1 protein-coding gene is annotated in these 1,513 nt (G+C 77.7%); it reads right to left on the reverse strand.

Translation table 11 applies throughout. The features are described 5' to 3' along the window. Positions 1-1,506 (reverse strand): winged helix-turn-helix domain-containing protein (locus C1I95_RS33840; RefSeq protein WP_438941366.1); only part of this gene is annotated, 1,506 nt, incomplete at its 3' end. Positions 1,507-1,513: the final 7 nt, after the last annotated feature.

The raw sequence follows: 1,513 nt of genomic DNA on the forward strand, positions 1-1,513 counted from the left end.
GGCGGCGGCGGCGCGTACCGCATCGGGGTCGCCGGCCAGCCGGGCCAGGGCGAGTTCCACCGCGGCGACCAGCCGCCCGAACCGGGCCCGGCGCGGCTCCGGCAGGGCACCGGCGTACCCGGCGGCCAGCCGCAGGTGCCGGCCGGCCGCGTCGGCGTCGCCGTCGAGGGCCCGCTGGGCGGCACAGGCCAACGCGAGCTCCGGATCACGCTCCACCGCCTCCGGCGGGGGCGCGGCGGGTGCCGCCCCGGCACCGGCGAACCGGTCGTACGGTACGAGTTCGGGCCACCGGGTCACGAACAGGTCGGTGGCGCCCAACCAGTCCCCACCGGCGAGCGCGTGCCGCAGCGCGGCCTCCGGCCGGCCGTTGCCGGCGTACCAGCCCGCTGCGCGCAGGTGCAGGTCGCGTAGGTCCTCGGCGGGCAGCCGGGCCAACTCGCGGTACAGCAGGTCGGTCAGGAGCGGATGGCAGCGGTACCACGCCGGGTGCCCACCGTCGGAGTGGAGCAGGCCGGCGTCCTCCGCGAGACCGCCCAGCCGCCCCTCGGCGTCCGCGTCGCCGGTCAACGCGTCGGCGAGTCCGGCGCAGACCGTGTCGGCGACCGCGGCTCGGCGCAGCAGCTCACGGTTGCCCGGCTCCAACCCGGCGAGCACCTCCTCGCGCAGGTAGCCGGCGATCTCCGGCTGGTCCGCGCCGAGCTGGCTGATCCAACGTTCCGGGTCCGGTTGGCTGCGCAGGGCGAGCGCGGCGAACCGCAGTGCCGCCGCCCAGCCCTCGGTACGCTGCCGCAGCCGCCGCACCGCGGCGGCCGGCACCGCCACCCCGTGTGCGGTCAGCAGGTCGACGATCTCGTCACCGGTGAAGGCCAACTCGTCCGGGCCGATCTCGGTCAGCTCGCCGGCCAGTCGGAGCCGGTGCACCGCCAGCGGCAGACCGGAGCGCCCGGCCACCACCAGACGCAGCCGCTGCTCGGTATGGCGCAGCAGGAACTCCAGCCCGGCCAACGCCGCCGGTTCGGTGACCCGGTGCAGGTCGTCCAGGACCAGCACCACCGGCCGTTCCCGGGCGGCGAGTGCGGCGGCGAGCACCTCCAGCTCGTCCGGTCGCGGCGCCCGGTCGGGTGCCGGTGCGGCGGCCGGGTCCGCACCGGGGTCCGCGACCGAGCGCAGCGCCGCCACGAGGTACGACCAGAGGCGATCGGTGTCGTCGCCGACCTCGACCGAGACCCAGGCCGGTGCCGGGGCGTCCGGGTCGGCCTCGACGGCCGCGCGCCGCCACGAGGCGAGCAACGTCGTCTTGCCCCAGCCGGCGGGGGCGCGGACCAGGGTGACCGGCCGGGCCACCCCGTCGTCCAGCAACCGGGCCAACCGGGGCCGCAGGACCACCGGCTCGGGCAGCACGGCGGGCGTCAACCGGGACGCCAGCAGAGGCGGGCCGGCCAGTGTCCGGGTCGCCGTGGCGACCCGGACGGTGCTGCGATCATCCGGCACCCGGCCCACCCCCACGGACGCG

It is taken from the genome of Micromonospora craterilacus (genome assembly GCF_003236315.1).
In the GTDB taxonomy this organism is placed as follows: domain Bacteria; phylum Actinomycetota; class Actinomycetes; order Mycobacteriales; family Micromonosporaceae; genus Micromonospora; species Micromonospora craterilacus.